The following is a 233-nucleotide window of genomic DNA, read 5'->3' on the forward strand; positions in this document are numbered from 1 at the left end:
AGAGCGGCCCGCCAGGGCCCGCACTACCTCGGAATGGACGCGTTCGTCCGCACTAATCTGCGCGGGCGTCTCCGGCTCGCTGGCTGCCTGCCTTTCTTCGGCAGACTGGGCCAGGGCTAGCACAAACACGGATCCGAACGTGCGCGCCAAGGCCGCCATGATGCGCGTGCGCAACGGCGGAATAGGCGCCGGGTAGGCGTGCAAGCCCAGTTTGTCCAACCAGTACTGTTCGT

1 pseudogene is annotated in these 233 nt (G+C 66.1%); it reads right to left on the reverse strand.

From position 1 onward, the window contains the following. Positions 1-233 (reverse strand): annotated as a pseudogene (locus QP381_RS09500) (VIT1/CCC1 transporter family protein); the annotation flags it as partial.

The sequence above is a fragment of the Pauljensenia sp. UMB6358 genome (assembly GCF_030216865.1).
In the GTDB taxonomy this organism is placed as follows: Bacteria; Actinomycetota; Actinomycetes; order Actinomycetales; family Actinomycetaceae; genus Pauljensenia; species Pauljensenia turicensis_A.